Annotated in this window: 22 protein-coding genes, 1 tRNA gene and 1 pseudogene; 9 read left to right on the forward strand and 15 right to left on the reverse strand. The window is 65.2% G+C overall.

Annotated features, from left to right (window positions below):
• Positions 1-12 precede the first annotated feature (12 nt).
• The 3 genes and pseudogenes from yidD to rpmH form a co-directional block, all read right to left on the reverse strand.
• A pseudogene (gene yidD, locus WJU21_RS10715) lies at positions 13-231 on the reverse strand (membrane protein insertion efficiency factor YidD); the annotation flags it as partial.
• Positions 228-602 (reverse strand): ribonuclease P protein component, encoded by a 375-nt coding sequence (rnpA, locus tag WJU21_RS10720; protein WP_346323401.1) that lies wholly within the window; start codon positions 600-602, stop codon positions 228-230. The gene rnpA and the pseudogene yidD, both read right to left, overlap by 4 nt.
• A gap of 35 nt (positions 603-637) precedes the next feature.
• A complete protein-coding gene (gene rpmH, locus WJU21_RS10725) occupies positions 638-772 on the reverse strand; it encodes a 50S ribosomal protein L34 (protein ID WP_346323402.1) in 135 nt (44 codons plus the stop codon).
• A 260-nt stretch (positions 773-1,032) separates the two neighbouring features.
• Between rpmH and WJU21_RS10730 the strand changes: the two genes are divergently transcribed.
• Together WJU21_RS10730 and parA are read left to right on the forward strand one after the other, a co-directional pair.
• Positions 1,033-2,418, forward strand: a complete 1,386-nt coding sequence (locus tag WJU21_RS10730; protein WP_346323403.1) for a HAMP domain-containing sensor histidine kinase — start codon at positions 1,033-1,035, stop codon at positions 2,416-2,418.
• An 87-nt stretch (positions 2,419-2,505) separates the two neighbouring features.
• Entirely contained in the window at positions 2,506-3,138 is a 633-nt protein-coding gene (gene parA, locus WJU21_RS10735) for a ParA family partition ATPase (protein WP_346323404.1), read from the forward strand.
• 3 nt (positions 3,139-3,141) lie between these two features.
• On the opposite strand, the gene ggt is transcribed toward parA, so the two are convergent.
• Entirely contained in the window at positions 3,142-4,869 is a 1,728-nt protein-coding gene (gene ggt / locus WJU21_RS10740; protein ID WP_346323405.1) for a gamma-glutamyltransferase, read from the reverse strand.
• 44 nt (positions 4,870-4,913) lie between these two features.
• Between ggt and WJU21_RS10745 the strand changes: the two genes are divergently transcribed.
• Positions 4,914-5,903, forward strand: a complete 990-nt coding sequence (locus WJU21_RS10745; RefSeq protein WP_346323406.1) for a P1 family peptidase — start codon at positions 4,914-4,916, stop codon at positions 5,901-5,903.
• A 5-nt stretch (positions 5,904-5,908) separates the two neighbouring features.
• On the opposite strand, the gene WJU21_RS10750 is transcribed toward WJU21_RS10745, so the two are convergent.
• Positions 5,909-6,913: a hypothetical protein gene (locus WJU21_RS10750; protein WP_346323407.1), complete on the reverse strand. Its 1,005-nt coding sequence runs from the start codon at positions 6,911-6,913 to the stop codon at positions 5,909-5,911.
• Positions 6,914-7,137: 224 nt separating this feature from the next.
• Here WJU21_RS10750 and WJU21_RS10755 point away from each other — a divergent pair.
• From WJU21_RS10755 to WJU21_RS10765, 3 genes are all read left to right on the forward strand, one after another.
• Positions 7,138-7,214 (forward strand) — tRNA-Arg (locus tag WJU21_RS10755).
• 175 nt (positions 7,215-7,389) lie between these two features.
• Positions 7,390-8,034 (forward strand): peroxiredoxin-like family protein, encoded by a 645-nt coding sequence (locus tag WJU21_RS10760; RefSeq protein WP_346323408.1) that lies wholly within the window; start codon positions 7,390-7,392, stop codon positions 8,032-8,034.
• Positions 8,031-8,681 (forward strand): DsbA family protein, encoded by a 651-nt coding sequence (locus WJU21_RS10765; protein ID WP_346323409.1) that lies wholly within the window; start codon positions 8,031-8,033, stop codon positions 8,679-8,681. The genes WJU21_RS10760 and WJU21_RS10765 overlap by 4 nt, the downstream gene beginning before the upstream one ends.
• Before the next feature lie 44 nt (positions 8,682-8,725).
• Here the strand turns inward: WJU21_RS10765 and pip are convergent, their stop codons facing one another.
• The 6 genes from pip to WJU21_RS10795 all read right to left on the reverse strand — a co-directional run bounded on the left by pip (position 8,726) and on the right by WJU21_RS10795 (position 14,300).
• On the reverse strand, positions 8,726-9,691 hold the full coding sequence (gene pip, locus WJU21_RS10770) for a prolyl aminopeptidase (RefSeq protein ID WP_346323410.1): 966 nt from the start codon (positions 9,689-9,691) through the stop codon (positions 8,726-8,728).
• Entirely contained in the window at positions 9,688-10,350 is a 663-nt protein-coding gene (locus WJU21_RS10775; protein ID WP_346323411.1) for a hypothetical protein, read from the reverse strand. Before WJU21_RS10775 ends, pip begins: the two co-directional genes overlap by 4 nt.
• Positions 10,351-10,478: 128 nt before the next feature.
• Positions 10,479-10,724 (reverse strand): hypothetical protein, encoded by a 246-nt coding sequence (locus tag WJU21_RS10780; RefSeq protein ID WP_346323412.1) that lies wholly within the window; start codon positions 10,722-10,724, stop codon positions 10,479-10,481.
• A gap of 143 nt (positions 10,725-10,867) precedes the next feature.
• Entirely contained in the window at positions 10,868-12,283 is a 1,416-nt protein-coding gene (locus tag WJU21_RS10785; RefSeq protein WP_346323413.1) for a malonyl-CoA decarboxylase, read from the reverse strand.
• Positions 12,284-12,349: 66 nt separating this feature from the next.
• Entirely contained in the window at positions 12,350-13,498 is a 1,149-nt protein-coding gene (locus tag WJU21_RS10790) for a CoA transferase (RefSeq protein ID WP_346323414.1), read from the reverse strand.
• 4 nt (positions 13,499-13,502) lie between these two features.
• On the reverse strand, positions 13,503-14,300 hold the full coding sequence (locus WJU21_RS10795; RefSeq protein WP_346323415.1) for an enoyl-CoA hydratase/isomerase: 798 nt from the start codon (positions 14,298-14,300) through the stop codon (positions 13,503-13,505).
• Positions 14,301-14,414: 114 nt separating this feature from the next.
• Here WJU21_RS10795 and WJU21_RS10800 point away from each other — a divergent pair, with 114 nt between their 5' ends.
• On the forward strand, positions 14,415-15,194 hold the full coding sequence (locus WJU21_RS10800; protein WP_346323416.1) for an enoyl-CoA hydratase-related protein: 780 nt from the start codon (positions 14,415-14,417) through the stop codon (positions 15,192-15,194).
• 82 nt (positions 15,195-15,276) lie between these two features.
• Here the strand turns inward: WJU21_RS10800 and WJU21_RS10805 are convergent, their stop codons facing one another.
• The 4 genes from WJU21_RS10805 to WJU21_RS10820 are packed head-to-tail and all read right to left on the reverse strand — an operon-like array spanning position 15,277 to position 17,089.
• On the reverse strand, positions 15,277-15,672 hold the full coding sequence (locus WJU21_RS10805; RefSeq protein WP_346323417.1) for an MAPEG family protein: 396 nt from the start codon (positions 15,670-15,672) through the stop codon (positions 15,277-15,279).
• Positions 15,669-16,322, reverse strand: a complete 654-nt coding sequence (locus WJU21_RS10810; RefSeq protein WP_346323418.1) for a flavin reductase family protein — start codon at positions 16,320-16,322, stop codon at positions 15,669-15,671. The genes WJU21_RS10805 and WJU21_RS10810 overlap by 4 nt, the downstream gene beginning before the upstream one ends.
• Before the next feature lie 4 nt (positions 16,323-16,326).
• A complete protein-coding gene (locus tag WJU21_RS10815; RefSeq protein WP_346323419.1) occupies positions 16,327-16,575 on the reverse strand; it encodes a hypothetical protein in 249 nt (82 codons plus the stop codon).
• A gap of 4 nt (positions 16,576-16,579) precedes the next feature.
• Positions 16,580-17,089, reverse strand: a complete 510-nt coding sequence (locus tag WJU21_RS10820; protein WP_346323420.1) for a nuclear transport factor 2 family protein — start codon at positions 17,087-17,089, stop codon at positions 16,580-16,582.
• A 337-nt stretch (positions 17,090-17,426) separates the two neighbouring features.
• On the opposite strand from WJU21_RS10820, the gene WJU21_RS10825 reads away from it, so the two are divergent.
• Both WJU21_RS10825 and WJU21_RS10830 read left to right on the forward strand, forming a co-directional pair.
• Positions 17,427-19,955 (forward strand): TonB-dependent receptor, encoded by a 2,529-nt coding sequence (locus tag WJU21_RS10825; RefSeq protein WP_346323421.1) that lies wholly within the window; start codon positions 17,427-17,429, stop codon positions 19,953-19,955.
• 300 nt (positions 19,956-20,255) lie between these two features.
• Entirely contained in the window at positions 20,256-22,826 is a 2,571-nt protein-coding gene (locus WJU21_RS10830) for a TonB-dependent receptor (protein WP_346323422.1), read from the forward strand.
• The last annotated feature ends 214 nt before the right edge of the window (positions 22,827-23,040 follow it).

The following is a 23,040-nucleotide window of genomic DNA, read 5'->3' on the forward strand; positions in this document are numbered from 1 at the left end:
CCCGGATCCGGCAGGGACGGGATCGTGGCCGTGGCCGCCCCAGGGATGGCAGCGGCCCAGACGGCGCAGGGCGAGCCATGTGCCGCGGAACGGTCCGTGCAGCCGCAGCGCCTCCAGTGCATATTCCGAACAGGTCGGCGTATAGCGGCAACTCGGCGGCAGCAGCGGCGAGATGAAATAGCGGTAGAATTTCACCGGCAAGGCCAGCAGGGCGCTTAAGGCCGTTCTCATCGTGCGGTCTCGTCGATCCGGATGCGGCTGAGGGCGGTTTCGAGGTCGTGGATCAGCTGGGGCCACGAGCGGGTGAGCGTTGTATGCCTGCCAATCAGCACATAATCAATAGCGGGCCGCGCCGCGGCAGTCATGACCAGCCGCGCGGCCTCGCGCAAACGCCGCCGGGCGCGGTTGCGTTCGACCGAGCCGCCGACCTTGCGGCTGACGGTGAAACCGATGCGGGCGGCGGCCTGATCGCCGGCAGGACGCTTCGCGGCCTGCAGAATCAGTCCGGGTGCGACCCATTTGGCGCCCCGGGCCACACGCAGGAAATCGCCCCGCCGCTTCAAGCGGTCCAGGGCGACCATTTCCGTGTCGGTGTCAGCCATTGGGGGAAGGCCGGCGTAGCCGCCGGCCAGGCCACTCAGGCGCTGAGGCGCTTGCGTCCCCGGGCGCGGCGCGCCTTCAGGACTTGGCGGCCGCCAACGGTGGCCATGCGCGCGCGAAAGCCGTGCCGCCGGGCGCGGACCAGCTTCGAAGGTTGGTAAGTGCGTTTCATGTCAACTCCGTATTCGTCCGCTGCCGGATTCGAAGGCGCTGTATAAGGGGTGACCTGAAGCAAGTCAATCGCCCGGAGACGGGGGGCAACATCCTGCCGCGCTGCCGCCGGGGGTCAAGCGGCGCCTGAAGCGGCACCATGACGGGACCGCAGGGTATTGCGCTGTCGCAACGATTCCGGCAGGGCAACTGTAATTGCAGCGCAGTTGCGAAATTCTGCTATCATACGAACGATTTAGTGGTGTGTTTCTGGGGGCCCGAATGGTCCATAGCCTGTCGGCACGGCTGCTGGTGTTGACTGTTCTGTTCGTAGCATTTGTCGATGCGGTCATCGTTGTCGCGTCGGTCGCTGACTTTCGCCGCGACTGGCTGGACGACCGGCTGTGGGAATCGCAGATCGCCAGCCTTGCGGTCGCGGCGGCCTCGACCTCGGCGCTGCAACGGGAAGCGCTCGCCACCGCCATGATCGTGAGCGTCAGATACGAGCGCGGCGACGGCCGCGTGCTGGTACTGGGCAACGAGCCGGAAGGTCCGCTGGGCGCCTATTACGACCTGCGCGCGTCCTCCCGGCTGGATCTGGTCCGGGACGGCTTGGCGACATATTTCGGCGGCAGCAAGGGCCTGGTCCGGACCACCGGGCCGGCCAGGAACGGGCCCGGCTTCGTCACCAGCGTTTTCGACGAGGCCCCGCTGGCGGCGGCGCTTGCCGTCCATGTCCGCCACCTGCTGCTGCTGTCGTTGCTGGTGTCGGCCTTCATGGTGGCGCTGGTCTATTTCACCCTGTTGCGCGTGCTCGTGCGGCCGCTCCAGGGCCTGGCGTCCCATGTGGCGGAGTTCAGCGCGGCGCCGGAGGACGTACGCCGCGTCATCGGGGAATCGCGTCGCCGGGACGAAATCGGCACGCTGCAGCGAAGCCTGCGCGCCATGGAAGAGCAGATTCGCCATGCGCTGGCGCAGCGGCAAGGCCTGGCCACGCTGGGTGAAGCCGTGGCCAAGGTGAATCACGACCTGCGCAATATCCTGGCCACCGCGCGTCTGGTGTCCGACCGGCTGTCGCACAACGAAGACCCTGGCGTGCGCACCATCTCGGTGACGTTGATGCGCGCCATCGACCGCGCCATCGAACTCTGTACCGACACGCTCAGATTCGGCCGGCCGCAGGAACTCGTGCCGCGCCCGGTGCGGTTCGCCCTGCAACCGCTGGCCGAGGAGGTCGGCCGGTCGGTGGGGCTGTCCGAGGATTCGAATCCCATGTTCCTCAACCATGTCAGCCCGCACATGGAGGTGGATGGCGACCCCGAGCATCTGTTCCGTGCGCTGCAGAACCTGATGCGCAATTCCGTCGAGGCCATCGGCGACGGATTCGGCGAGATCGCCATCCGCTGCTACGACATGGGCGCCGAATCGGTCATCGAAGTCACCGATACCGGGCCGGGTCTGTCCGAGCACGCCCGCGAGAACCTGTTCAAACCTTTCAAGGGCAGCACCCACGCCCACGGCGCCGGGCTTGGCCTTGTCAACGTCCAGGAGATCGCCCACGCGCATGGCGGCGAGGTCCGGCTGGCCAAGTCCGATTCCGGCGGCACCATCTTCCGGCTGCATCTGCCGCTGCGCTCCGACGTTGCGCTGCGCCGTGCGACGGGCTGAGACGGCCGGGCACTGCCGCGCCCATGTTGCAATGCAGCATAGCCTCGGCTAGAGTCCCCGGCTGGACAGTGTCCACGAGGAACATTCATGGCCGCCAAGACAATTGCCATTGCCCAGCAAAAGGGCGGTGCCGGCAAGACCACGCTGGCCGCGCATCTTGGCGTGGCGCTCGCCGGCATGGGCAAGACGGTGGCGTTGTTCGACGTCGATCCGCAAAAGAGTCTGACCGCCTGGTTCGAGATGCGCGAGCAGCTTCACGGCAAGCGGGAAGCGATCGGTTTCTCGAGTTTCGAGGGATGGAAGGCATCGAACGAAATCTCCCGTGCCAAGGGCACCGCCGACATCATCCTGATCGACAGCCCACCTCATGCCGAAACCGCGGCGCGGCTCGCGATCCGCGAGGCCGACCTGGTCGTGGTCCCGGTGCAACTCAGTCCCATGGATGTCTGGGCGATGCGCGCCACCCTGCAAATGGCCGAGCGCGAGAAGGCCAGGGTGCTGCTGGTGCTCAACCGGGTGCCGCCGCGCGGCAGGATGGCCGACGAAATGCGCATCCGGCTTCACCAGGACAAACTGCCGGTCGCCGGCACCAGCCTGGGCAACCGCATGGCGTTCGCCGCCAGCCTGCTGGACGGCCAGGGCGTTACCGAATCGCAGCCCTCCAGCGTCGCCGCCAGCGAGATCAGGTCGCTGGCGCAAGAGATCCTGCAGGCCCTGTAGGCCTCAGTCGCCCGCTGCCGTGCCTTCTCGCCGCGGGTCGGCGCCGCCTTCCAGGGTCCGGCCGCCGTTGTCGTCGTAATGGATCACGATACCGTGCAGGCCGCTGACAAGCGAACCCTCGCGCATCTGATAGCCCATGGCGGCCAGCGCATCCTTCTGCTGCCACAGGGCGCTGTCGCGCTCCATGATCAGGTTGCCCCCGAAATAGACCAGATTGGGCAGCGCGATGGCATCCTGGATATTCAGCTTCCAGTCCAGCACGCCCACCAGCGTCTTGGCGACAAAGCCGATGATCAACGGTCCGCCCGGCGAGCCAAGCGTCGCCACCGGCCGGCCTTCGGCGTCGAACACGATAGTGGGCGACATGGAACTCAGCGGCCGCTTGCCGCCCTGCACCCGGTTGGCGACCGGCTTGCCGCCGGCCTCGGGCGCGAAGCTGAAATCGGTCAGCTCGTTGTTCAGCAGGAAGCCGCGTACCATCATCCGGTCGCCGAAGGCGTCCTCGATGCTCGCCGTCATGGCGACGGTGCCTCCCCAGCGGTCGACGATGGAAAAGTGGGTGGTCGCGGGGATTTCTGACGGCTCCACGGTCCGGTATGCCTCCCGCGCGCCGGGCGGCAGGCCGGCGGGTGCATCCGGCATCACCGAACCGGGCGTGACCAGCGCGCGGCGGCTGGCGATATAGCTGGGATCGATCAGTCCGGCGACCGGCACGTGGACGAAGTCGGTGTCGCCCAGCCAGGTGGCCCGATCGGCATAGGCCAGCCTGGCGGATTCCGCGAACAGGTTGACGGCTTCGGCGCTCATCGGCCGGACCTTGTCGATTCCCAGCCCTTCCAGGATGCCCAGCGTCTGGCCGACGGCAATGCCGCCCGACGAGGGCGGACCCATGCCACAGATTCTCCAGACCCGGTAGGGGACGCAGACCGGCTCACGCAGCCTGGGCTGATAGCCGGCAATGTCCTGTTCGGTCAGCTTGCCCGGATTGATCGGCGTGTTCTGGATGGCCGCGGCGATGTCGGCGGCGATGGGGCCGGTGTAGAACGCCTCCGGGTCGGCGGCGAGAATCTCCAGCGTGTTGGCCAGCGCCGGATTTTTCAGCACGGTGCCCGGCTGCACCGGCTCGCCTTTGGCGTCGAAGAAATAGGCGGCGGTCTCGGGGAATTTCTTCAGGTGCTTGTCGTTGCTGATCAGGTAGGTGAAGCGGGGCGAGACCACGAAGCCGTCCCGCGCCAGCTTGATCGCCGGCTGGAACAGTTCGGCCCAGCCCAGCCTGCCATGCGCCTTGTGGGCCATGGCGAGCATGCGGACAACGCCGGGAACGCCGGCGGACTGGCCGCCGGGAACCGCGTCGCTCTTGCCGCGCGGGCCGCCGGACGCATCGAGGAACAGCGTCTCGTCGACGGCCGATGGCGCGGTCTCGCGTCCGTCATAGGCCTGTAGGGTCTTCGCCTGGTCATCCCAGTACAGCAGGAACGCGCCGCCGCCGATGCCCGACGATTGCGGCTCCACCAGGGTCAGCACCAGCTCTACAGCGATCGCCGCGTCGACGGCGCTGCCGCCGCGCCGCAGGATTTCGAGGCCGGCATCGGTGGCATAGGGATTGGCCGAGGCGACCATCTGCGTTGCCGCGTTCACCGGCGAACGGGCGGCGGGAGGATTGGCGGCGTCGGCGAGCGCCGAGAACGGCAGCAGCAGCAGGACGCCGGTCAGCAGGAAGCGGGCGGTCATGATCATCCTTTGATTGCCATCGGGCGGGGCGGTACGGTGGCGGCATGATAAGGCCTGGACCGCGTAATCTCATCACCGATCTGGACGGACTGAGAGTCGGCAACGCCGGCGACCTCGGCCTGCGCAGCGGCACCACCGTGCTGCTGCCCGACTGGCCCATGACCATGGCGGTCGATGTGCGCGGCGGCGCGCCCGGCACCCGCGACACCGAGGCGCTGGCCGCCGACACGCTGGTCGAGCGGTTCCATGCGCTGGTGCTCAGCGGCGGCTCGGTATTCGGGCTTGCCGCCGCCGACGGCGTCACCGGCTGGCTGTCGGCGCAGGGCATCGGCCTGCCGCTGGGCCCGCGGGCCGTGCCGGTGGTGCCGTCCGCCATCCTGTTCGACCTGGCCAATGGCGGCGACAAGGACTGGGGCGAGGCCAATCCCTATCCGGCGCTGGGGCGCGCCGCCTGCGAGGCGGCCAGCCGGGATTTCCCGCTGGGCAATGTGGGCGCGGGCATCGGCGCCAAGGCCGGCTCGCTCAAGGGCGGGCTGGGCAGCGCCTCGGCGTTCGGCGGCGATGGATTGCAGGTCGGCGCCATCGTCGGGGCCAATCCGTTCGGCGAGATGGTGATGCCCGGCGGCACGTTCTGGGCCTGGGCGCTGGAGCTGGACGGCGAGTGGGGCGGCCGCGCGCCCGGCCGCATCGACGGCCCGCTGCCCGATGGCTTTCCGCCCGGACCGCCGCCGGTTTCCAACACGGTGATCGCGGCGGTTGCCACCAATCTCGATCTCACCAAGGCGCAGGCGACACGGCTTGCCATGATGGCCCAGGACGGCATCGCCCGCGCGGTGCGCCCGGCGCACACGCCGTTCGATGGCGATACGGTGTTCGCGGTGGCGACCGGCACGCTGCGCCGCGAGGTAACGCCGCGCCTGCTGGCCGAAGCCGGCGCCATGGCCGCCGATTGCCTGGCCCGCGCCATGGCCCGCGCGGTGTTCGCCGCCGGGCCGCTGGGCGACAAGCCGTCGTGGCGGCAGCTCTACGGCTGAGCGGTTTACCTGGGGTAGAGTTTGATGGCGGGCACTGCGCCGGCCGTGACCGGGGTGACGAACACGTCGCTGGGAATGTCGAGGCCCTTCAGCATGCCGCGCACCTTTCCCAGTTGGGCGGGCGGCGCGCCGACGGTCTCGATGTCGAACGCGATGTCCGGATATTGGGCGCGCACCTTGTCGATCAGACCGCGCAGCCTGGTCTCGAAATCCAGGTCCGGATCCTCGAATGTCAATGTCACCAGCGGTTGGCGGCCCTTGAAGCGGTCGCCGCTGTCGCGCGGCGCGCTGGCCTGTGCCGCGGCGGGCTTTTTCGGCCTGGGCTTGCGCACGCTGGGCCGCGCCGGTCCGGCGGCGGGCTCCATGGCGGTCTGCGCACCGGCAAGCGGTGGCGGCGCCTTGTCCAGGGTGGCGGCCTGCGCCGAGGACTTGTCCTGCCAGCGTGCCGTGGCTTCGGCGATGTCCCGGTCCAGCGCCCCCAATCCGGCCAGCACCCTGTCGAGCGCGGTGCGCAGGGTCTCGAGCCGGGCCTTGGCGGCGTCGTCCAGCGCGGCGCGGCCGGCGGGCTCCAGGTCGGCGACGATGCCGCCGCCGGCGGCGGCATCGGCGCCCACATCGGCGCGCAGGTCGCGCAAGGTGGCCACGTCGGCATTGAGCCGCGACAGGTCGGCCTGGGCCTTGCTCCAGCCATCGGCGGACGCGCCCTTGCCAGCGGCAATATCGGCATCGAGCAGCCCCGACTGGCTGGCCAGGTCGCGCTGTAACCGGGCGAAGCGGTCGCGGCGCTGGTCCAGCCTGATGCCAAGGTCGGTAATCGCGTCCGCCGCGTTTGCCATGGCGGCCTGCGCCTCGTCGGTCGAGGCCGGCGGCGGCGGCGTGGGCGTCAGGGTTGACGCCTGCTGGAAGCCGGGCTTCACCTCGGGCGGGACATCGGCCAGGTTCGGCCACGGCCCGCCGCTTTCGCAGCTGGCGAGGATCAGGGCGGCCAGAACCACCAGGCAGCGGCTCATCGGAAGGGGCATGATACGGCTGGGGGAAGTTTCAAAGGTCCCGGCGATCTTAGGCATTCGCCCCGGCCCCCACAAGCATTCCCACCGCTCCATCGCCCTGCTCTCCCAATTCTTTTGCCAGAGGTCGGCCGCCGCGCAGCCGGTTCAAGAGCAATCGTTCCGACGCCCGGCGTCGGCGCTTGCAATGCCCGGACGATTTGAGTAGGTTCCGCCGCCTGAAGCAGGCGCCCGTAGCTCAGCTGGATAGAGCACCAGACTACGAATCTGGGGGTCGGGAGTTCGAATCTCTCCGGGCGCGCCACTTCAACCGGTTCCCTGACGAACAGGCAACCCGCCGTACCCGGCCCATAGCGGCCTCTCCCTCCGCGTCACATCATCAGCCCATCGGGCAGCATGCCGAGCCGGCTGTCGGCACCGGCTGCCAATTCTCGGCGCATATGATAAGGGTGGTCCCCTGCAACCAAAGGGGATGAGCCATGAGCCTGGATGAACAACTGGAATCGATACGCGCCCGCGCGGCCTCGCTGCCCGAGGAGCGGCGCGCCATCATGGCGGCGGCAACCCGCGAGCTGATCGCGTCGGGCATCGCCGACAGCGCGCTCAAGGTGGGCGATACCGTGCCCGATTTCGAGCTGCCCAATCACCGGGGCGCTACCGTGAAATTTGCCGACCTGGTCGCGCAGGGGCCGGTGGTGATCAGCTTCTACCGGGGCGGCTGGTGCCCTTATTGCAACCTGGAAATGCGCGCCCTGCAGGAAAAGCTGCCCGAGATCACCGATCTGGGCGCCCGCCTTGTCGCCGTCTCGCCGGAATTGCCGGACACCGCCATGAGCACGGCCGAGAAGAACGCGATCAGCTTCGACGTGCTCAGCGACACCGGCAACAAGGTGGCGGCGGCTTTCGGCCTGGTATTCACGCTGACGCCGGCGCTGCAGGACCTCTACCGGTCGTTCGGGCTCGACCTGGCGCAGTTCAACGGCGACGACAGCATGACACTGCCGATACCCGCCACCTATGTGGTCGATGCCGACCGCCGGGTGCTCCACGCCTTCGTCGATCCCGACTATACCAGGCGGCTTGAGCCGGACGCCGTCGTGGGCGCGCTGCGGTCGCCCTCATGACCCTGTCGGTGGATGTCCACTGGTCGTTCCGCAGCCCGTATTCCTATCTGGCGACACGCCGCCTTGCCGAGCTGCGGCAACGCTACGACCTGGAGATCGTGTTCCGGCCGGTCTATCCGCTCGCGGTGCGCAAGGCGGACTTCTTCACCAGCGTCAATCCGGCCTGGGTGAAATACGTCCAGCGCGATGCGCCGAGGCTGGCCGAATTTCTGGGTCTGCCGTTTCGCTGGCCCAAGCCCGACCCCATCGTGCAGGACATGGCGACGCTGAAGATCGCCGAGGGCCAGCCCTATATCCGCCGCCTGACCCGCATGGGCCAGGCGGCCGCAGACAGCGGCCGCGGCATCGAGTTCGCCTATGAAGTTTCGGCGCTACTGTGGGGCGGCACGCGAGGCTGGAACGAGGGCGATCACCTGCGGGACGCGGTCCTGCGCGCCGGACTGGCGATCGAGGAACTGGACGCGGCGATCGATGCCGACCCCGAGGGCTACGATACGCGAATCGCCGCCAACCAGAATGCGCTCGAGGCGGCCGGGCACTGGGGCGTGCCGACCATGGTGTTCGAGGGCGAGCCGTTCTTCGGACAGGACAGGATTGATCTTCTGGTCTGGCGGCTGAAGCAGCGCGGCCTCGCCGTCCGCAACTGAGGCTCAGGTCGACGGCTGCATATCTGTTGGCTGTCGGCGTCCGGTCAGGAAAGCAGCGTCGCAAGGCGGTCTGTAGCCGCGACCATGGCCTCGTTCATGCCGGGACTCCGCGTGTCATGACCGGCTCCGCCAATGACCACCAGTTCACTGCCGGGCCACTTTCCGGCAAGGCGCCGTGCTGTGATCAGCGGACTGCCTATATCCATCAGGCCGTGGATCATGATGCCCGGTATGTTTGCGAGGGTGCTGGCTCCTCGCAACAGCACGCCGTCCTCAAGCCAGGCGGCATGCAGCCAGTAATGGGTCACCAGCCGCGCAAAGCCGAGCCGAAAGACCGGGCTGTCGTACCGGGGATGTGGCTCAAGGTCGGTGGCCGCCGCAAGCACGGCCTGCTCCCAGTCGCACCAGTCCCGCGCTGCCTTGTCGCAGGTTGCCGGATCCTGATCCACCAACAGCCGATGATAGTCCGCGATGACGTGGCCGGTGCGTTCCTGTGGGGGAATACCCTCCTGGAATCGCCTCCATGCGTCAGGGATGAACCTGCCGACGCCTTGCGTGATCCGGTCGATTTCCGTTTGTGTCGTGGTGGTGACGCTACACAATATGAGAGCGCGAACGCGGGCAGGGTGCGTTTGGGCATAGGCCAGCGCCAGGGTTGATCCCCACGATCCGCCCCATACCAGCCAGCGTGCCACACCCAGGTGATTCCGAAGCGTCTCCATATCTGCAATCAGGTGGTCGGTCGTGTTGACCGACAGGTCGGCTTCGGATGCGCTGGCATGGGGGCGGCTTCGGCCACTGCCCCGCTGATCGAACAGGATGATCCTGTAGGCGTGCGGATCGAATATTCGACGCATGCCGGGGGTACATCCGGATCCGGGACCGCCATGCAGCATCACGGCGGGCCGACCCGACGGGTTGCCGCACGACTCCCAGTAGATTGACTGACCGTCGCCCACATCGAGCATGCCGCGGGCGTGGGGCTCGATGTCGGGATAGAGGGCCGTCATAGTCCGCCTGCGTGGTTCGGTTTCTCGATGCGGGTGAAATAGCCGGCCAGGTTCGATAGGGCGAATGCCGCGATCGACAGGATCAGGAACGGATTCAGCGTCGCCGCCGCCAGCACCCAGCTGGCGATGGTGGCCAGGGTCAGCACCATGGGCGCGGCGGTGGTCAGGATGTCGGCAGCCCTTTGGCCCCGCACCAGGTCGGCGGCGGCGAAACACCCGCAGCCGATAATGATGCAGCCGCCCAGCGCCAGTTGCGAGGCGCCTGCCCAGCCCGCCTGATCGCCGCGCCACGCCGCGTCGAGCAGCAGGCCGGCACCGTTCAGCGCCAGCATGGCGAAGCTGACGCCGATGGGCTTGACCCGCGCCCACTTCCTCAGCGCGTCGGGCAGGCCGGCCAGCAGGCGCTGGGCGCGGCCGCGCAGCGCCAGCACGATGACCGACAACCGTCCCTTTTCACCGGCGATATGGCGCGCCTGATCGTCGCCATAGGCCAGCAGGATGGTGTGGGCAAGGATGGTGAACAGGGCGCCGGCCAGCTTGGGCAGGCTTACCGCCTGTTCCGCATCGAAGGCGAAGCCCACATAGCACAGATCGCCGACGATATTGCACAGGGCCATCGTCGAGAACGGGTGTGTCCGCAGGTAGCCCAGCATTGCCATGACGCGGCACTATAACGGTCGTGATCGCCGCACCCTATGGCGAAGGCGCGCCCGATCCCGGTGGCGCAAACGAAAAGGGCTCCCGGATGATCCGGAAGCCCTTTCCTGAACTCAAGAAGGTGCCGTCCTTACGGAGTCGGCGCGCCTTCCTTGGTCTCTTCCGGCGCGGACTCGTCAGCCGGCGGCGCCATGCCATCGACCGGAGCGTCCATCGGAGCTTCGGCGGCCGGATCCATCGGCGCTTCCGGCATCGGCTCAGCCGGTGCCTCAACCGCCGGTGCTTCGACCGGAGCTTCTTCGGTCTTCTTTTCGCAAGCGGAAAGTGCCAGGCCCATTACGGCAACCGGCAAAACGATTTTCCACATCCCTTTCATTCGACTTTACTCCTCTTCCCAGAGACGGCTACAGGACGAGCAACTTTTGCACATCCAATGGAATCTTACAAACAACAACTGCGCACCAAACCCCCTCCCTTGAACCATTTTGTTGTGCATGGAAAGACCATGGCACCCAAAATCTATGGTTCAAGGGTACGCGTTCGCTGTGTCAGTTCCCTCAACGGACGGGACACTACCACAGTTCCGTCGCGTATGTAGCTCTCATGATTGGTTTCCACGCGATTGAGGTTGTAGAGATAATTGACCATCAGCCCATAGGATTGGCGCCAGCCGTTGGCCGAACGGTCGGCCGGCCAGTTGAGCCGCTCGAGCCGCGCCCCATTGCGCAGGTGGAAGCGGGCAACCGGATCGATCGGCTGATTCCGGCGGGTGCGCTGGGCGAAATACCAGCCGGCCATGCGATGGATAAAATCGCGGATTTCCGGGTCTTCTGCCACGTCGCCATGAGCCAGCGACGCCAGGCCCCGATAGCGCTCGGCGTCTCCCGGCTGGAAGATCGCGCCGGCATGCGTGGCGGCGGCCTTGTCCAGCCAGCGGCGGAAGCCGGGTACCGGCGACAGGGTGGCGAACTGCTTCAGCGCGGGCATGTCATGGGCCAGCGCCTCGGCCGCCTTCTTGATCAGGTGTTCGCCGAAGCTGACGCCCTGCAAACCCTTCTGGGTATTGGAGATCGAATAGAAGATGGCGGTATCGGCGGCCTTCGGGTCGCCCGTCGGGGCGTCGCGGTCGAGCAGCGCCTGGACATCGCCCGCCAGTCCCTTGACCAGCGCCACCTCGACGAAGGCCAGCGGCTCGTCGGGCATGCGCGGATGGAACAGGGCGAAACAGCGCCGGTCTGATTCAAGCCGGTTGCGCATGTCTTCCCACGACTTGATCTCGTGGACAGCCTCATAGGCGATCAGCTTTTCCAGCAGCGCCGCGGGCGATTGCCAGGTGATCTGCCGCAGGTCGAGGAAGCCCAGGTCGAACCACGACACCAGCAACTCACGCAGATCGTCGTCCAGCGCCGCCAGTTGTGGCGACATGTCGCGCAGCGTCAGCAGGTCGGCGCGCAGGTCGACCAGGAACTTGACGCCCTGCGGCAGGGCGTTGAACTGGCGCAGCAGCCGCAGGCGGGGCGGGGTCAGTGCATCCTTGATCAGGCGCTCGGCCTTGACCCGCGCCTCGACGGTGCCGGCCTCGCGCCATGCGGTGACGCCGACGGTCAGCGCGTCGGCGTCTGTGGCGAAGCGTTCGGCAAGCAGGGTGAGGAAGCGCCGGCGCCCGGTGTCGTCGAACGAGAGGTAAAGCCGGCCCAATCCGGCAGCGCGGGCGCGGGCGGCGAATTCGCCGCCGGGGCCGGCGATGCAGTCGGCGATCTGGCGGCGCACGGCCTCGAGCTTGGCAGCGGGAAGGTCGGCGCCGATGTCGCCGCCGGCGGCGATGGCGACCGCGCCGTCTCGCACGTCGTTCCAGGCGCGGCGCACCCGGTCGAGCGCCCGGTTGAGGAATGTTTCACGCTGCGGCGGCGGCAGCTTGAGTGGATCGCTGCTCATGCCGAATTCCTATCACGGAATGGCCGATACGGCTATTGCACCATCGTGAAGGTTGGGTTGCGCGCTCTAGCGTCCCAGCCAGGCGAGGATCGCGGCGCGGCCGCCGTCCAGGTCGGGGACCGGGCCGCGGGTTGAAGGGTCGCCGAAGGCCGACAGCTTGATCGGGTTGCCGGCGATCTCCAGCGGGCCGGTCACCGGATCGTCGACCGTCACCACCATGTTGCGGGCGCGGACATGGGGATCGTTGAGCGCCTGCTCCACATTATTTATAGGGCCGCAGGGGACGCCGGCCTGTTCCAGCAGGTCCATCCAGTGCGCGACCGGCTGGTGGCGCAGGGTGAACTCCATCTCGTGGGCCAGACGGTCCACGTTCTGGGTCCGCATGTCGTTGCTGGCGAAGTCCGGATCGGCCAGCAGCTCGGGACGGCCGAGTACACCGCACAGCTTCTCGAACAGGCCGTTGTTGCCGGCGGCGATGATGATCCAGCCGTCCTGTGCCTGATAGGCGGCGAACGGCGTGATCGACGGGTGCCGCGCCCCCAGCGGGCCGGGCGCCTCGCCGGTCGCGGCATAACGGGCGATGGCGTTTTCGAGGATGGCGATCTGGCAGTCGAGCATGGCCACGTCGATCTTCATGCCCTGGCCGGTCGATGCCCGGTGATACAGTGCGGCGTTGATGCCGATGGTGGCGAACAGGCCGGCGGTGATATCGCCCACCGAGCTGCCAACCCGGGTCGGCGGTCCGCCGGGATGGCCGGTGATGCTCATGATGCCGCCCATGCCCTGCACGACCATGTCGTAGGCGGGACGGGTCCTGTAGGGGCCGCTGTGGCCGAAGCCAGAGGCGGCGGCATAGATCAGCGCCGGGAAGCGTTCGTGCAGCAGGTCCCAGCCATAGCCCAGCTTCTCCATCACGCCCGGCCGGTAGTTCTCGACCAGGATGTCGGCGCGGGCCAGCAGGTCCTCGAAGATGGCGCGGTCGTCCTCGGCCTTCAGGTCGAGCGCGATGCTCTCCTTGCCGCGGTTCAGCGACATGAAATAGGCCGACTTCTCTTCGATGAACGGGCCGATATGGCGGCTGTCGTCGCCGGTTCCCGGCGTCTCGACCTTGATTACCCGAGCGCCCAGATCGGCCAGCACCATGGTGCAGTACGGCCCCGCCAGCACACGGGTCAGGTCGAGAACCAGCAGGCCGGCGAGGGGACCGTCGGTCATCCGGCTACTTGCCCTTGAACTGGGCGGGACGCTTCTCGAAGAACGCCTTCACGCCCTCGCCGAAATCCTCGGTGCGGCCGGCGACCTTCTGGCTCTGGCGCTCCAGGTCGAGCTGGTCGTCATAGGTGTTGAGCGGGCTGTTCCAGTACAGCTTGCGGATGAGACCCAGCGCCACGGTGGGACCGTTGGCCAGTTCGGTCGCCAGCTTCCTGGCCTCGCCCATCAGCGCGTCGTCTTCATAGACGCGGTTGATCAGGCCCCATTCCAGCGCGGTCGGCGCGGGCAGCTTGTCGGCCATAAGCGACAGCTCCTTGGCGCGGGCAAGGCCCACGAGGCGCGGCAGCAGATAGGTCGAGCCGCCATCCGGCACCAGCCCGATGCGGCGGAACGCCTGCAGGAAATAGCTGGATTTGGCGGCCAGGATCATGTCGCCCATCAGCGCGAAGCTCATGCCGACGCCGGCAGCCACGCCATTGACGGCGGTGATCATGGGGAAGGGCAGGTCGCGCAGGCGCTTCAGGATGGGGTGATAGAAGCGCTCGAGCACGTCGCCCGCGTCGCTGTCACTGGAACCGGGCTCCTTGGAAATGCCGCCGCCCAGATTGGCGCCGGCGCAGAAACCGCGGCCTTCGCCGGTCAGGATGACGCAGCGCACGCCGCTGTCCTTGGCCTCCAGCGCATCCAGCGCGGCCTGGATGTCTTCCAGCATGGGAACGGAAACCGAGTTCAGCGCCGACGGATCGTTCAGCGTCAGGACCGCGACCGGACCGTCTATATCCAGTTTGACCTTGCCGTTCTTCATGTGCTTTATCTCCCCGGGAATACTTACAGGCCGCGCCAACAAAGGGCATTTTCCCCGGCATCGCAAGGGAAATTCCGCAGGCTCGGCGCCACATCTCGCAACGGGGAAGCGTGCATGTCCAGCTACGAATTCATCAAGACCGAACGCGACGGCAACCTGTTCATCCTGACCATGAACCGGCCCGACGTGATGAATGCCTGCCACTCGCCCATGCATGAGGAGATGCAGGCGGCGTTCGACGAGTTCGCCAATGACGACAGCCTGTGGGTGGCCATCGTCACCGGCGCCGGCGACCGGGCCTTCTCGGCCGGCAACGACCTGAAGTATCAGGCGGCCGGCGGCAAGCGCTGGAAGGTGCGCACCGGCTTCGGCGGCATCACCTCGCGCTTCGACCTGTTCAAACCGGTGATCGCGGCGGTGAACGGCGTCGCCATGGGCGGCGGCTTCGAGGTGGCGCTGGCCTGCGACATCATCGTCGCCTCCGACAAGGCCGTGTTCGCGCTGCCGGAAGTGCGGGTCGGCCTGATGGCGGGCGCCGGCGGCGTGCACCGCCTGCCGCGCACCATGCCGCTGAAGCAGGCCATGGGCATGATGCTGACTGGCAAGCGCATGAGCGCCGATGACGGTTTCCGCCTCGGCTTCGTCAACGAGGTCGTGCCGCATGCCGACCTGATGACCGCTGCGCGCCGCTGGGCCGCCGAGATCCTGGAAGCGTCGCCGCTGTCGGTCCGCGCCACCAAGGAGGCGGTCTACAAGGGCTTCGACGCGCCGACCCTGGAAGAGGCCATCGACGCAGTCTATCCGATGAGCCAGAAGATGCGCGACAGCGAGGACTTCATCGAAGGCCCGAAGGCGTTTTCGGAAAAGCGCAAGCCAAACTGGAAGGGCAAGTAAGCCTTCCTGCGACGCCATGAAAAGGGCGCGGCCTGTGAAGGCCGCGCCCTTTTTCATTCGGGATCGTGCGCTCGGCTGAGCCCTAGAGGTGAGGCGCGACCGACAGGTAGATGGCGCCGAATCCCATGATCGACATCAGCAGGAACGTGACCTGGGCGCCGATCAGGCGCGGATAGGTCGCACCCGGATTGCTGCTGTAGCCCCACACATGCAGCAGGCGGGCGATGACCAGCGAGCCGCCCAGCACATGGACCATGGGCTGGGGCGCGCCGCCGGCTTCGAGCAGATAGAGCAGGATCAGCGCCAGCGGCACGTTCTCGACGAAATTGGCCTGCACCCGCATGGTTGTGTCGGGCTTCCAGTCCGGCAGCTTCTTGGCGTTGATGCGCGCCCACAGCACCTGGGTGGCCAGCGCCACGGCCAGCAGTCCCATGATGCCCGCGTAGAAAAGTGTGATCGGTATGCCCGGCGTGTTCATCCCTGTGGTCCCCTCTTCCTGTCGCGCTCGGCCGCCCAGACCTTGTAGTCGATGCGCGGCATATCGAATGCGTCGCCGGTCTTTACGTACCAGCCGCGGCCGTGCATGCGGCCGATCAGCTGCATGGCCGGGGCGTCCACATACATCTTCTCGCTGTCGATGAACCGGTCGTCGATATGCATGTAGACCACCTCGCCGATGACGACGCGGTTGCCGGTGCCCACTTCCATGGTGGTCATGCGCTTGCACTCGAAGCTGACCGGCGATTCCCTGATATAGGGTGGCTTCACGATGGTGCTGGGCATGGCGGTCAGGCCGCTCTCGGCCATCTCGTCCTCATCGGCCGGGAAGTCCGCCGCGCACAGATTCATGTTTGGCGCGATGGCCTCGCTGACCAGGCTGACGACAAACTCGCCGGTGTCGCGGATATTGTCGCCGGTGTCCTTGCGCGGCGCATAGTCGGTCACCTCCAGCCCCAGCACCACCAGCGGCGGTTCGCTGCTCACGGCATTGAAGAAGCTGAACGGCGCCGAATTGACGATGCCGTCCTTGCTGACGGTGGTGACCAGGGCGATGGGGCGCGGGACGATGGACGATACCAGCAGCTTGTACCGGTCCATGCGCTCGAGCGTGCGGAAGTCGAAATCCATGCCGCTAGCCGCGCCCGCCGACCACGCTGACCAGCACCAGCACGAGGCCGCCGATCAGCAGGGTCAGACCGATGTAGCAATACTGGTCCAGCCAGAACAGGCCGAACCGCTCCGGCGTGCCCTTGGGCGCCGTCGGCTGCGGGCCTGGCTTCAGCTGGCGCGGCAGACCCTTGACGATGAAGATGCCGCCGCCCAGCCACATGCAGCCCAGGCCGATGATGATCCGCCAGGCAAACCAATCGATGGTTTCCATCGGATCAGCCGAAGATGCGGTCGTAGTGATCGTTCGGCGTGCGCGCGCCGGTGTTCAGGCCGCCGAGCATGCCCGTCGTCCAGTTGCCGGTGGACGGAATGTTGTGGTTCCAGTCCATGACATAGTGGCGGCTGGTGATCTTCCATTCGCCGCCGCGCTTCTCGAAATGATCGAGGTACCGGCCGCCGACCAGCATGTCGGTCAACACGCCCTGCTCGTTCTTCAGCAGGTGATAGGCCAGGCAATAGGTCTCGCCCGTCGCCCTGTCGCCGTCGAGCTGGATCCAGTGGTTGCCGATGGTGTGCAAGGTGCGCTCCATCTGGCTGATGCCAGCGACGCAGTTCTCGGCCCAGGTCATGGCGTCGATGTCCTGGTCGGAATAGTTGCAGGTCGCATCTGGCCAGAACGCCGACTTGAGCACGGTAATGTCGCAGCGGTCCACGCCGTGGCAGTAGCGGGACATGGTGGTGTAGATGTCGATATGATCGAGCGCGCGTTGTGCGGCATCTGACATGACGGTCTCCCCTGATCCATCCATTCGGTTCGCGGCGAAGCCTAGCGCGCCACAAAGTACCGCGCAAAGGTAAAGAAAAAAGGCATCGCTGACCGGGAGTTGGCTTGGACAGCGGCGCCGCGCCGCGGTACACACTCGCCGCTCGCGCCAAGGCGCCGTGTGGCGCAAAAGCCACACTATCGAGAAACCGGCCATAACAAGCTTCCAGAATTATTTTTTCTTTTTGTAGATTTTAGACTGCGGTGTAAGACCGCCCCCAACGAAAAAAACCAGAAAATCCGCATCCGGCGGCGGGGGGCGCAACGCGCTCCTCTAGCCTCAATCCAAGGGGAGTTTCGTGAAGAAACCAGTATCACTCTTATCCTTGTCCACGGCGGTTGCGCTTGCGACCAGCGCCGGCGCCTATGCGCAGGACCAGGACGGAAGCCTGTTCTCGCAGAAGGGCGGCATCGAGACCGTCATTTCCTCGGCGCAGAAGAAGCAGGAATCGGTCCAGGAAGTTCCGATTCCCGTCACCGCCTTTTCGGCGGACGCGATCGAGCGCAGGTTCGCCGTCAACCTTGAGGACCTGAACAAGCTGGCCCCGTCGGTTCAGCTGCAGAGCGTCGGCCTGTTCCACGGCTCGTCGTCCTTCACCGTTCGCGGCATCGGCACGTCGGGCGTCGAGAGCTTCGACGATCCCCACGTCGCGGTGTTCATCGACGGTGTGTACCAGCCCCGCAACGCCTGGGCGCTGGGCAACCTGCTCGACGTCGAATCCGTTGAAATGCTGCGCGGCCCGCAGGGCACGATCTACGGCCGCAATGCGTATTCCGGCGCCATCACGCTGAAGACCCAGCGTCCCGACCTTTACGATTACACGGGCAAGGCCAGCCTGCAGTACGGCAATCCGGGCAAGCTGATCGTCAGCTTCGTCGGCAACGTGCCGATCGTGCAGGAAAAGTTTGCCATGCGCCTGGCAACCCAGTTCTACAAGGACTCGGGCTTCTACAAGAACGACGGCATCGTTGATCTCGGTACTGGCGAAATCGACGAGTCCATCGAAGGCACGCGGATCCAGGGCAACAAGTTTGTCTACTTCCGCCCCAGCTTCCGGTTCACGCCGAACGACGCGCTGGATATCACGCTGACCACCGAGTTCATTCGCCAGCGCGGCGACGGCACGGTCTCGCTCAACCCGTCCTACGATCCGCGTACGCCCGCCAACACCAATTGTGGCGACGCTGCGGGCACGCCGGCCGCCTACAACTGCAACACCAGCGTCTTCGAGTTGCTGTATCCCGGCTTCAACCGCAACTATTTCGGTGATGGCCGCGTCGGCATCGATCGGGACAAGACCGCCGATCCGTACCGCGTGGGCTACAACCTGCCGTACAACGATTCCGACCTGAACAGCTACATGGCGACACTCAACGCCGACTACACCACCGATTTCGGTACGTTCAGCGTCCTCGGCAATTACGCCTTCCAGCGGTCGACCATCAACACCGACACGGATGGCACCAACATCAACTTCTTCTCGTCGACCCGTTTCGAGGATTACGAGACCTACCAGTTCGAAGCCCACTTCGTGTCGGACTTCTCCGAGACCGTCGACATGATCGCCGGCCTGTTCTACCTGTACGACACCTACCAGCTCGGCCAGCTGCTCTGGACGCCGGGCAGTGGCGACTTCACCTACGACAATCCGAAGATGGCCCAGTTCCAGAACGGCCAGGAGCGCAAGACCTGGGCGGCCTATACCCAGTTCGAGGTGCACTTCACCGACCAGCTGAGCGCCGTCGCCGGTATCCGCTATTCGTGGGAAAAGAAGTTCAACGTCTATTCGGTGCCGAACAACACCGTGGCCAACCAGGGCCTCGACCCGAACTCCGACTGGTCGAAGTTCCCGGTGGGTGATCCCAACAACTTCTGCTCGCCGATCGGCACCAAGGGCACTGCCGGTACGCCGTGCGTCGCCTATTGGGGTCCGGTGGACAACAGCTGGGACAACTTCGCGCCCCGCATCGGCCTGAACTTCAAGGCCACCGACGACATCATGCTGTTCGCCTTCTGGCAGCGCGCCTACAAGTCGGGCGGCTTCGTCAACAACGCCTCCGAGTACACGACGTTCGTCCAGCCCTACGGCGAAGAGCTGATCGACAACTTCGAGGGCGGCTTCAAGACCGAGTGGTTCGACAGCCGGCTGCAGTTCAACGGTAACATCTACTACCAGAAGCTGAAGGGCCTGCAGCGCCAGGTCATCCGTCCGGCCAACAACACCACCGGCCAGGAAACCTTCATCTCCAACGCCGCCGATGCCCGTTCCTACGGCCTCGAACTGGAAGTGATCGCGGTCCCGGTCGACGGTCTGACGATCAATGCCAACATGGCGTACAACAACATCAAGTACACCAGCTACTGTGCCGATCTGGACGGCCCCGAGCCGACCATGAACCCGGCCAGCCAGCGTCCGGTCTGCGGTGCGCAGACCCAGCTGGCGAACGGCACCTGGATCGTTGCCACCGATTACCGCGACACGGCACTGACCTTTGCGCCCAAGCTGATCGCCAATCTGGGCTGGACCTATGACTTCCCGGTCGGAAACATGGGTAACGTCAGCATCGGCCAGAGCTTCAGCTACACGTCGAAGATGACGGTTGCTGCCAATGCGGACCTGCCGCGTGCCGACCGCCGTGCCATGCTGCTGGTCGATGCCCAGGTCTCCTGGGAATCGCCGACCGGTCAGTACAAGGTCTCGGTCTGGGGCAAGAACCTGACCAACGAGATCGAGCGTCTGTCCATGACGCCGGTGTCGAGCCTGTTCTCGTTCGAGCAGGGCACCCGTCCGCGGACTTACGGCGTCACGCTGACCGCCGACTTCTAGGACTGCAAGCCATAATACCGGATCGGCTGTCAGCCGGTCCGGTACCGGAAACGGATGAGCGCCGGCGGCAACGCCGGCGCTTTTTTGTGCGCAGTCGATACCGGCAGGGCCATCAGAAAAAAACCAGCAGGAGATGCAAAAATATCACAGACAGTGACGATTAAAAGCAGACTAGACGTTTATTGTTTTTATTGACTGCACCGTGATGTAAGAACCGGCAAGAACGCAAAGTTGTCCAGAGCCAGGACGGGGTGCTCGCAAAGGGTGCCTTCAGGCAGTTTCAAACCGGGGGAGACGCTTATGAAGTTCATGAAATCAACCACTTCGCTGGCCGTGATGGCCGCGATGCTGACGGCGGGAGCGGCTTACGCCCAGGATCCGCCGGCTCAGGATCAATCCAGTGATGGCAGCCTGTTCTCGCAGCGCGGCGGCATCGAGACCGTTATTTCCTCGGCTCAGAAGAAGCAGGAATCGGTCCAGGACGTGCCAATTCCGGTCACCGCGTTCTCGGGCGTCGCGATCGAACGCAAGTTCGCGGTCAACCTCGAGGACCTGAACAAGCTGGCCCCGTCGGTTCAGTTGCAGCATGTGGGCCTGTTCCACGGCGCCTCGTCCTTCACCGTCCGCGGCATCGGCACGTCGGGCATCGAGAGCTTCGATGATCCGCATGTGGCGATCTTCATCGACGGTGTGTATCAGCCGCGTAACGCCTGGGCGCTGTCCAACCTGCTGGACATCGAAACAGTCGAAATGCTGCGCGGTCCGCAAGGCACCATCTATGGCCGCAACGCCTATTCGGGCGCGATCACGCTCACGACCAAGAAGCCGGACGTCACCGAATACAGCGGCAAGGCCAGCCTGCAATATGGCAATCCCGGCCGGCTGGTTGTCGGCCTGATCGGCAACGTGCCGATCGTCGAAGACAAGTTCGCCATGCGCCTGGCAACCCAGTTCTTCAAGGATTCCGGTTTCTTCAAGAATGACGGCGTCATCGTCGACGGCGTCGAGAACGGCCAGACCCTCACCCACATCGACGAGGATCTGAAGGGCACGCGAATCCAGGGCAACAAATATGTCTATTTCCGCCCCAGCTTCCGCCTGACGCCGAACGATGCGCTCGATATCACGCTGACCACCGAGTTCATCCGCCAGCGCGGCGACGGCACGACCTCGCTCAACCCGTCCTACGATCCGCGGACACCGGCCAACAGTCTTTGCGACGGCACAACCGGTACGCCCACGGCTTACAATTGCAACACCAGCCTGATGGAAGTGTTGTATCCCGGCCTGACCAAGAATTATTTCGGCGATGCCGAGCAGGGCATCCCAAAGGACAAAAGCAACGACCCGTATGAGGTCGGCTACAGCCTGCCCTACAACAACAGCGAACTAAACAGCTACACGGCCACGCTGAACGTCGATTACACCACCGACTTCGGTACGTTCAGCTTCCTGGCGAATTACCAGCATCAGCGCGATCTGATCAACACGGACACCGACGGCACCAGCGTCGACTTCTTCTCGTCGACCCGGTTTCAGTCCTACGAGACGTATCAGTTCGAAACGCATTTCGTGTCGGATTTCTCCGAGACGGTCGACATGATCGCCGGCCTGTTCTACCTGTTCGACAGCTATCATCTGGGCCAGATTCTCTGGACACCGTTCACCGGCAAGCACACCTACGACAACCCGCTGCTGAACTACTACCAGAACGGCCAGGACCGGAAGACCTGGGCGGCCTACACCCAGTTTGAAGTCCACTTCACGGATGAGTTGAGCGTGGTCGCCGGTGTCCGCTATTCGTGGGAGAAGAAGTTCAACATCTTCGAAACCCCGAACACGCCGCTGGCCACCACGGGCATTCCTCCGGGGTCGGACTTCTCGCGCTTCCCGCTGGGCAACGCGCCGCAGTGCTCGCCCCTCGGCACCACCGGCACCATCGCCAGCCCCTGTATCGCCTACTGGACCAACGACGAAGGCGACACCTGGGACAACTTCGCGCCCCGCGTCGGCGTGAACTGGAAAGCGGCCGACGATTTCATGCTGTTCGCCTATTGGCAGCGCGCCTACAAGTCGGGCGGCTTCGTCAACAACGCGTCGGCCTACACCACCTTCGTCGACTCGCCCTATGGCGAAGAGCTGATCGACAACTTCGAAATCGGCTTCAAGTCCGAATGGTTCGACAGCCGGCTGCAGTTGAACGCCAACCTCTACTACCAGAAGCTGAAGGGCCTGCAGCGCCAGGTCATCCGTCCGGCCGATAACGCATCGGGCCAGGAAACCTTCATTTCCAACAACGCCGACGCCCGTTCCTACGGTCTCGAACTGGAAGTGATCGCGGTCCCGGTCGACGGCCTGACGATCAACAGCAATCTGGCTTACAACAACATCAAGTATACGAACTACTGCGCCGACCTTGATGGCCCCGAGCCGTCTGCAAGTCCCGCAAACGGCCGCGCGTTGTGTGGCCAGGGTGCGACCCAGCTTCCCAACGGGACCTGGATCGCGTTCACCGACTTCTCCGACCTGAAGCTCGGTTTCGCGCCCAAGCTGATCGCCAATCTGGGCTGGACCTATGACTTCCCGATCGGGAACATGGGTAACATCAGCATCGGCCAGAGCTTCAGCTATACCTCGAAGATGGCCACGGCCGGCGTGTTCCTGCCGCGGTCGGATCGCCGCTCGATGCTGCTGGTGGACGCCCAGATCTCCTGGGAATCGCCGGACAGCATGTACCGCGTCTCGGTCTGGGGTAAGAACCTCACCAACGAGATCGAACGCCTGTCGGTTACCCCGGTGTCGAACCTGTTCTCGTTCGAGCAGGGCACCACGCCGCGGACCTACGGCATCACGCTGACGGCCGACTTCTAGGACCGCAGACTTGCTAATCCGTCCCGGCGCATAACCGGGACGGTTCCTGAACGGAAAGCGCCGGCGGCAACGCCGGCGCTTTTTCGTTGCTGCCCGGTCACCTGCAGTGTCATGGCCGGCCGGATAAAGTATCCCGGGCTTTTAAAAAGCAACCGTGCTGTTTTAATTGGAAATTAAATCACGGTATGCGACCGTGCCGCTTGACTGCCGACAA

It is taken from the genome of Emcibacter sp. SYSU 3D8 (assembly GCF_039655875.1).
Classification (GTDB): domain Bacteria; phylum Pseudomonadota; class Alphaproteobacteria; order SMXS01; family SMXS01; genus RI-34.

Excerpts from the sequence above, each read along its gene's own strand:
- rnpA (WP_346323401.1), bottom strand. The coding sequence starts at position 602 with ATGGCTGACACCGACACGGAAATGGTCGCCCTGGACCGCTTGAAGCGG.
- rpmH (WP_346323402.1), bottom strand. The coding sequence starts at position 772 with ATGAAACGCACTTACCAACCTTCGAAGCTGGTCCGCGCCCGGCGGCAC.
- WJU21_RS10730 (WP_346323403.1), top strand. The coding sequence starts at position 1,033 with ATGGTCCATAGCCTGTCGGCACGGCTGCTGGTGTTGACTGTTCTGTTC.
- parA (WP_346323404.1), top strand. The coding sequence starts at position 2,506 with ATGGCCGCCAAGACAATTGCCATTGCCCAGCAAAAGGGCGGTGCCGGC.
- ggt (WP_346323405.1), bottom strand. The coding sequence starts at position 4,869 with ATGACCGCCCGCTTCCTGCTGACCGGCGTCCTGCTGCTGCTGCCGTTC.
- WJU21_RS10745 (WP_346323406.1), top strand. The coding sequence starts at position 4,914 with ATGATAAGGCCTGGACCGCGTAATCTCATCACCGATCTGGACGGACTG.
- WJU21_RS10750 (WP_346323407.1), bottom strand. The coding sequence starts at position 6,913 with ATGAGCCGCTGCCTGGTGGTTCTGGCCGCCCTGATCCTCGCCAGCTGC.
- WJU21_RS10760 (WP_346323408.1), top strand. The coding sequence starts at position 7,390 with ATGAGCCTGGATGAACAACTGGAATCGATACGCGCCCGCGCGGCCTCG.
- WJU21_RS10765 (WP_346323409.1), top strand. The coding sequence starts at position 8,031 with ATGACCCTGTCGGTGGATGTCCACTGGTCGTTCCGCAGCCCGTATTCC.
- pip (WP_346323410.1), bottom strand. The coding sequence starts at position 9,691 with ATGACGGCCCTCTATCCCGACATCGAGCCCCACGCCCGCGGCATGCTC.
- WJU21_RS10775 (WP_346323411.1), bottom strand. The coding sequence starts at position 10,350 with ATGGCAATGCTGGGCTACCTGCGGACACACCCGTTCTCGACGATGGCC.
- WJU21_RS10780 (WP_346323412.1), bottom strand. The coding sequence starts at position 10,724 with ATGAAAGGGATGTGGAAAATCGTTTTGCCGGTTGCCGTAATGGGCCTG.
- WJU21_RS10785 (WP_346323413.1), bottom strand. The coding sequence starts at position 12,283 with ATGAGCAGCGATCCACTCAAGCTGCCGCCGCCGCAGCGTGAAACATTC.
- WJU21_RS10790 (WP_346323414.1), bottom strand. The coding sequence starts at position 13,498 with ATGACCGACGGTCCCCTCGCCGGCCTGCTGGTTCTCGACCTGACCCGT.
- WJU21_RS10795 (WP_346323415.1), bottom strand. The coding sequence starts at position 14,300 with ATGAAGAACGGCAAGGTCAAACTGGATATAGACGGTCCGGTCGCGGTC.
- WJU21_RS10800 (WP_346323416.1), top strand. The coding sequence starts at position 14,415 with ATGTCCAGCTACGAATTCATCAAGACCGAACGCGACGGCAACCTGTTC.
- WJU21_RS10805 (WP_346323417.1), bottom strand. The coding sequence starts at position 15,672 with ATGAACACGCCGGGCATACCGATCACACTTTTCTACGCGGGCATCATG.
- WJU21_RS10810 (WP_346323418.1), bottom strand. The coding sequence starts at position 16,322 with ATGGATTTCGACTTCCGCACGCTCGAGCGCATGGACCGGTACAAGCTG.
- WJU21_RS10815 (WP_346323419.1), bottom strand. The coding sequence starts at position 16,575 with ATGGAAACCATCGATTGGTTTGCCTGGCGGATCATCATCGGCCTGGGC.
- WJU21_RS10820 (WP_346323420.1), bottom strand. The coding sequence starts at position 17,089 with ATGTCAGATGCCGCACAACGCGCGCTCGATCATATCGACATCTACACC.
- WJU21_RS10830 (WP_346323422.1), top strand. The coding sequence starts at position 20,256 with ATGAAGTTCATGAAATCAACCACTTCGCTGGCCGTGATGGCCGCGATG.